At 54.0% G+C, this 6895-nt stretch carries 5 protein-coding genes; all 5 read right to left on the bottom strand.

Annotated elements, in window-relative coordinates; translation table 11 throughout:
• Positions 1 to 119: 119 nt before the first annotated feature.
• Complete coding sequence (gene smpB, locus Q0Z93_RS09240; RefSeq protein ID WP_298064828.1) at positions 120 to 575, bottom strand: SsrA-binding protein SmpB; 456 nt, start codon at positions 573 to 575, stop codon at positions 120 to 122.
• Between the two features lie 147 nt (positions 576 to 722).
• Positions 723 to 2459 carry a tetratricopeptide repeat protein gene (locus tag Q0Z93_RS09245; RefSeq protein ID WP_298064829.1) on the bottom strand — a complete coding sequence of 579 codons (1737 nt, stop codon included), beginning with the start codon at positions 2457 to 2459 and terminating at the stop codon, positions 723 to 725.
• Between the two features lie 195 nt (positions 2460 to 2654).
• A complete protein-coding gene (gene pnp, locus Q0Z93_RS09250) occupies positions 2655 to 4790 on the bottom strand; it encodes a polyribonucleotide nucleotidyltransferase (protein WP_298064831.1) in 2136 nt (711 codons plus the stop codon).
• Positions 4791 to 4964: 174 nt separating this feature from the next.
• Positions 4965 to 5240 carry a 30S ribosomal protein S15 gene (gene rpsO, locus Q0Z93_RS09255; RefSeq protein WP_298064832.1) on the bottom strand — a complete coding sequence of 92 codons (276 nt, stop codon included), beginning with the start codon at positions 5238 to 5240 and terminating at the stop codon, positions 4965 to 4967.
• 129 nt (positions 5241 to 5369) lie between these two features.
• Entirely contained in the window at positions 5370 to 6341 is a 972-nt protein-coding gene (locus Q0Z93_RS09260) for a type I phosphomannose isomerase catalytic subunit (RefSeq protein WP_298064834.1), read from the bottom strand.
• Between the last annotated feature and the right edge of the window lie 554 nt (positions 6342 to 6895).

Below are 6895 nucleotides of genomic sequence, written 5' to 3' on the forward strand. Positions count from 1 at the left end.
GGTATCCGGCAGGCTCAAGAGATGCGCAAGCATCTCAAAAAGTTTTTCTGGTTCTCTTTGTTCACAAAGAGAACAGTACCCTCAAACATAGGGTAATGAAATAAACGAACGGTTTAAAGTTAGCGTTTCATAGCGCGATCCATATCACGTTTGGCATCCTTTTCCTTCAGATTTTCCCGTTTGTCATACTTTTTGCGTCCCCGCGCCAGACCGATCACCAACTTCGCCAGCCCCCGATCATTGACAAACAACCGCAGCCCCACCACCGTCAGCCCCTTGTCCTGCAACGCCCGCTCGATTTTGTTGATCTCCCTGCGATTCAGCAACAGTTTGCGATCCCGTTTCGGCTCGTGATTATTGTACGTTCCCCAGTGATACTCCGCGATATTCATCCCATGCACGAACAGCTCCCCGCGATGCAGGAAACAATAACAATCCACCAAACTCGCCTTGTTCATCCGCACCGATTTGATCTCCGTACCCGTCAGCACGATTCCCGCCACCCACTCTTCGAGGATCTCGTAGTCGAACGCAGCCCGTTTGTTTTTGATCGATATTTTATTCTGCTGTGCCATATTCACGTGTGCAAAGATACGCATAATCGAGAATCGGGCGGTACGCTCAAATACCTAAATCGCACCCCCGATAAAACGATATGCCCGACACGTCGGAACGTGTCGGGCATATCGGAAGATTACCTGAAGCGGTCTGTCGCCAAACCGTTAGTGTTTCATTTTGTATTTCACTTTCACGATTTCCACGAACTGAGCATGTTCAAAGAATTCGTAGAAGTTCACTTCGGTAGCCGCCAGTTTCGCAGCTTCCGGATTTTGAGCGATCGCAGCTTTCAGATTGGAAACCAGAGCATTCGCGTCGCCTTCCTGAGCTGCAATCACAGCTTTCACATAATTGGCACGCCAGGTGTTCATCCCTGCCAGCTGCTGTTTAGCCTTAGCCACGTTGCCGTTCAGCAGTTCAGCCAGAGCCTGGTTGTACCCGTCCAGCGTCCGAGCCGCAGCAGCGTAGTTCCCGTTTGCCAATTCAACCAGTCCTTTGTTGTATTTGGCTTCCGGAGCTGACGAAGCGGCGAAGAATTTGGCAGCGTCTGCCTTTTTGCCTTCTGCCAAGAATGTGACACCCAGGTTGTTGATGACGTTCGGGTCGGTGTTGTTCAGCGAAGCGGCTTTCAGGAAAGCAGCCTTAGCGCCTGCATAGTTCCCTTCGTTGGCCAGCACAACTCCCAGGTTGTTATACCCGCGGTAGCAGTTGTATTTTTCGGCAGCAGTCTTGTAGATCCGCGCTTTGGTAGCGTTGTCGTTGAACAAGGTGGCTGCGAACAGCATTTCTTCGACGTTCAGTTTGTTGATGTCCGTAGCTACCGCTTCGCGGAGTTCGGCGTCGGTCAGCCCTTCGACCTGAACATTGACGGTCATTTTCGAGCGGCGCAGTTCCGGCAGAATCTTATCTGCCAACACCTTGAACGCTGCGCTCATGTTTTTGATTTCGCGGTCGCGCACCTGCGGATCGCTGTACATCGACAGCACTTGCAGAATCAGCGCCTTGTCCGGAATATCCGAAGCTTCGACCAGTTCTTTGAAGCCTTCCCAGTCTTCGCCCATTGCATTGACGTCGAACTTGGTTCCGGCCGGTACTTTGTCTTTCTTGAATTTAGCGCTTACGGCTTTCTGGGTCGAAGTACCGCGGTCTTTGGAAAGTTTGTCGTTGAACGCCAGCGGGCCGTCCGGCGAAGCATAAGCCTGCGTATAGACATCCCCTACGGTCTTTTTCGCGTCGCCCGAGTTGGCGATGATGAAGTCTTCCAACGCTTTGATGTCGTCTTTGGAGAGTTCGGTCGAGCGTACATTGGCCCGGTTGATTGCGAACATGATCTTGGCCGATTCCGAGATGTTGGTCACGCGCTGGAAAGCATCCGGGGCGATAGCCACCTTGGCATAATTATCTGCCATGAGTTGCAGCGAGCTGACCCCGTTTGCCACCACGATCGGGGTTTTGTATTCGGTGAAGTTCTTGATCTTCTTGCCGCCTTTCAGACATTTGGCTTCTGCCCTGAGCACCAACTGAGACAGGCGCATCGACGGGTTGTACGGAATAGCGACGTCCATGGTGAACGAGCCGCCTGAGTAAGGGATTACGGTGTAGTTGTCTTGTACCTTTTCCCCCTGGAGGAATTTCGGCTGGCCGGCGTATTCGCTGCCGTCGATGGCCGATACGATCACCGGGGTCACTTTAAGCACACCCTGTTTGTGGAATACCTTGGCCGGGATGTTCACCGTAACGGTCGTTACAGCGTTGTCCCCTTTCAGTGTAACCACTTCCGGAGCGCAAGTTACCGTGATACCCTGTGCAGTCTTCTTCATCATCTTGCTGAAGCAATTACAGCTGGTGAGAAGAGCCGACGCAGCGATAACCGCGAGGCTGACGTTTAAAAACTTTCTCATAATCAGTTAATTGTTATTTAATTGGTTTTTATTTGTTTTCTATCCGCTCTATCCGGTGAAACGCAAAGTTACGAATTTGTTCGGAAAATTCTTTAGTACCGGCGAAAAATTTCTTTTACGCTTTTCCTCGGTTTTTCCTGTTTTTTCTCTCTTTCATTCCATTTCTTCCGAAACGACAGCGGTGGGTTTTTACTGTTATTTCTCGATCAAAACCTTACGCGAGAGTTTCAGTTTGCCGTTCTTGGGATCGACGCCGATCAGTTTGACGTCGATCATATCCCCTTCTTTGATTCCGGTCTCTTCCATGGTCTCGAACCGGCGATGGGCGATTTCCGAAATGTGCAGCAAACCGTCCTTCCCCGGCAGGATTTCGACGAATGCTCCGAAGGCGACGATGGTCTTGACTTTGCCGTGATAAACGGTCCCGACCTCCGGCACGGCTGTCATCCCCTTGATCTTGGCGATGGCTGCCTCTACCCCGTCTTTATCGGCTCCGAAGACGTCGACTTTCCCGATTTCACCTTCTTCGGTAATGGTAATCGTGGTTCCGGTCTCTTTCTGCATTTCCTGGATCACCTTGCCGCCCGGCCCGATCACGGCGCCGATGAATTCTTTCGGAATCGTGATCTGTACCATGCGCGGAACGTGCGGTTTGTAATCCGCCCGCGGCGCTGCAATGGTTTCGGTCAGTTTCCCGAGGATATACATCCGCCCTTGTCTCGCCTGTTCGAGGGCGGCGGCCAGCACGTCATAAGAGAGTCCGTCCACCTTGATGTCCATCTGAGTGGCGGTGATCCCGTCGGCCGTCCCGGTCACTTTGAAGTCCATATCGCCCAGATGATCCTCATCGCCGAGAATATCCGACAGTACGGCCACCCGGTCGCCCTCTGCAATCAGCCCCATGGCGATCCCCGAAACCGGTTTCTTGATCTTCACCCCGGCGTCCATCAAGGCCAGCGTCCCTGCGCAAACGGTCGCCATCGACGATGAGCCGTTGGATTCCAGGATGTCGGAAACGACCCGAATGGCATACGGGCATTCCGTTTCGTCCGGAATCATGGGCTTCAATGCCCGGAGCGCCAGGTTCCCGTGTCCGATTTCGCGCCGCGACAGCCCTCTGGCCGGTCTTGCCTCGCCGGTCGAGAACGGCGGAAAATTATAGTGCAGAACGAATCGTTCGCTCCCTTCCCTCAGCACGTCGTCGATCATTTTTTCATCAAGTTTTGTGCCAAGCGTGACGGTGGTCAAAGATTGTGTTTCGCCGCGCGTGAAGATCGCCGATCCGTGCGGTGCCGGCAGGTAGCCCACTTCGCACCAGATGGGCCGGATTTCCGTGGTTTTCCGCCCGTCCAGGCGAACTCCTTCGTTCAAGATCATGTTCCGCATGGCAGGCTTCAAGGCGTAGTCGTGGAAATACCGCCGGATCATACTTTCCTTCGCTGCCCGCTCTTCTTCGCCGTTCTGTTCGGCAAACTCGGCCAAGTACTGATCCAGAATTTCGTCGAACTTGTCGCTGCGCTCGTGTTTCGGCAGCTGGCTCTTGGCCACTTCGTACACCTTGTCGTAAGTCGCCGCCGCCACGGCATCCCGCAGCTCCCAGTCGTTCTGTTCATGGCAGTAGGTGCGTTTTTCCGTCGTCCCGACTTCCTGCATCAGTTCGATCTGGGCCCGGCACTGTTTCTTGATCTCTTCGTGTGCGAATTTGATGGCGTCGAGCATCACCGCTTCGGAAACCTCCTTCATCTCGCCTTCGACCATCATGATGTTATCGACGGTCGCCGCCACCATAATATCCAAGTCGCAGACATTGTTTTCCATCTGCGAGAAGGTGGGATTGATGACGAATTGTCCGCCGATCCTGGCCACGCGCACTTCGGAGATCGGCCCGCCGAACGGAACGGTCGACACGGCCAGCGCCGCCGATGCGGCTAATCCTGCCAACGCGTCCGGCTGGATGTCCGGATCGGCGGACAGCAGCGTGACGGTCACGAAAACTTCTGCATGATAGTCGCTCGGGAACAGCGGCCGCAGCGCTCTGTCGATCAGCCGCGCTACCAGGATCTCGTAATCGCTGGGTCGCGCTTCGCGTTTGAGGAATCCGCCGGGGAACCGCCCGTTGGCGGCATATTTTTCTTTATACTCTACCGACAAGGGCATGAAATCGACGTCTTCTTTGGCGTCTTTGGCGGCCACGACGGTGGCCAGCAGCATGGTGTTCCCCTGCCGCACCACCACCGCGCCGTCGGCCTGCTTGGCCAGCTTGCCGGTCTCGATCTCGATGGTGCGTCCTCCGCTGAGCTCGATGTTCTTTTGGGTTGCGTTGTAATACATGGGTTATGTTGTTTTTGCCTTGAAAATTTGGGGCTAAGATACAAAAAAAACGGGCCGTGCAAACGCATAAAGCCCGTGTTTCGTAAAAAAGACGGCGGTTTCTTTGCCGATGGCAAAGAAACCGCCGTTCCCATAACGTGAAAAATAGGACGCACCTATTTTTATTTATTGCACTTACTTGCGCAGCCCCAGTGCCTTGACGATCGCACGGTACCGTTCGATGTCGGTCTTCACCAGATAATCCAGCATGCTGCGCCGTTTCCCTACCAGTCTGAGCAGTGCCCGCTGGGTGTTGTAGTCGTGTTTGTGCTGCTTGAGGTGTTCGGTCAAGTGCGCGATCCGGTACGAGAAAAGCGCGATCTGGCTTTCGGCCGATCCGGTGTCGGTTGCGGATTTGCCGTAGTTCTGAAACAGTTCCTGTTTCTTTTCGGTGTCGATGTAGTTGCTCATGTAATTATACGGTCTATTAATTAGAAGCGGGGCAAAGGTAGCCATTTTTTCCCGACTTCCAACCTGAGGCCGTAAAAAAAAGTCCCGGCGCTGCGAACCTGATTTCGATGTATTTATCCGGAAGAGGTGTTAGGGTATATATACTTCCAGCACTTTTCCCCTGCCGTGCAGAGTGATTTCGTTCAATTCTGCGGGAATGAGCACGGTTTCTCCTTTCCTGACGGTCTCGGTTCCGTTTTCATAGGTCAATTCCAGGGAACCGTCGAGGCAGATGTAGATCACGAACGAGTCGAGCGGTGCGTAATCCCGCACTACTGTCCCTTCGACGGCCAGCGAGTTGGTCTGGAAATAAGGGCATTTCTCGAGGGTCACCGGGGCGTTCGCTTTCGGTGCGGCAACGGTCTTGTAATCAGTCCTGGCTTTGTATTCGATGGCGTCCAGGGCCAGCTCGGTATGCAGTTCCCGTCCTTTCCCGGTCTTGGGATCGACGCGGTTCCAGTCGAATACGCGGTAGGTGATGTCCGAGGTCTGCTGTATCTCGGCGATCAGAAGCCCTTGACCGATTGCGTGAATGGTGCCGGCGGGAATAAAATAGGAGTCGCCGTCCTGCACTTGATATGCGGTTAGGAGGTCTGCCAATTTCCCGGCGTTCAGGTATTCGAGGTATTTCTCCCGATCGACGGGCTGGTTGAAGCCTAAATAGAGCCGGGCGCCGGGCTCGTGCCCCACCACGTACCACATCTCGGTCTTGCCGAATGAATGGTGCCGTTCGGCGGCGAGCTTGTCGTCGGGGTGTACTTGTATCGAGAGGTTGTCGGCGGCGTCGATGAGTTTGATCAGCAGGGGAAATTCTTCGCCGTATTTCTCGAACACTTTATCTCCTACCAAATCTCCCATATAAATCTCGATCAGCTCTTGCAGGTTGTTCCCTTTGAGTTTGCCGTTGACGACGACGGAAATGTCGCCGTCCACACCGGACAGCTCCCAACTTTCGCCGATTTTCTCTCCGGCGGGCAGTTGCTTGCCGAATGCGGTCTCTATCTTACGACCGCCCCATATCCGTTCTTTATAAATGGGGCCGAATTTTAACGGGTAAAGCATTTTTCCTGTTTTTTATTGTTTAATCATTCGTTTTTCTACCCTACTGTGAGTGACTGTTCTTTCTTTGAAAAGAAAGGCCCCACAGGGGCTTTCCGGGCTGTAATTACCCTAATCCTTAGGCTCCGCAGTCCTCTTGCATTGCGTTTTCTTTGGGCCGGGGCAATAGACAGCTCTTTATGCGGTTCTTTAGAACCGCCGACCTCCGCGCCCAGCGGCGAAGCCGCTCGGGGGGTGGGCGCGAGGTCGAACTGAGGAGTAATAGAGCGGTCTATCGCCCGGCCCAAAAAGATCAAAGACAAGGGTATCCGGCAGGCTCAAGAGATGCAAGCATCTCAGAAAGTTTGGCTTCGCCTTCCTCCTGGCGCCTCGGCCATTCGAGCAAGCTCGACGGCACTCGGCTGCTGCGTCGGTTTTCTGGTTCTCTTTGTTCACAACCGACGCTGCCAGCGAGAGCAGAGCGGGCTTGCACGCTTTGCCGAGCGGCGAGGAGGAACCGAGCAGCGTTCCGAGGGCAGAGGCCGCTGGCGGACTATGCCGAGGTAGCGCGAGGAAGC

The sequence above is a fragment of the uncultured Rikenella sp. genome (assembly GCF_947628055.1).
Lineage (GTDB): Bacteria > Bacteroidota > Bacteroidia > Bacteroidales > Rikenellaceae > Rikenella.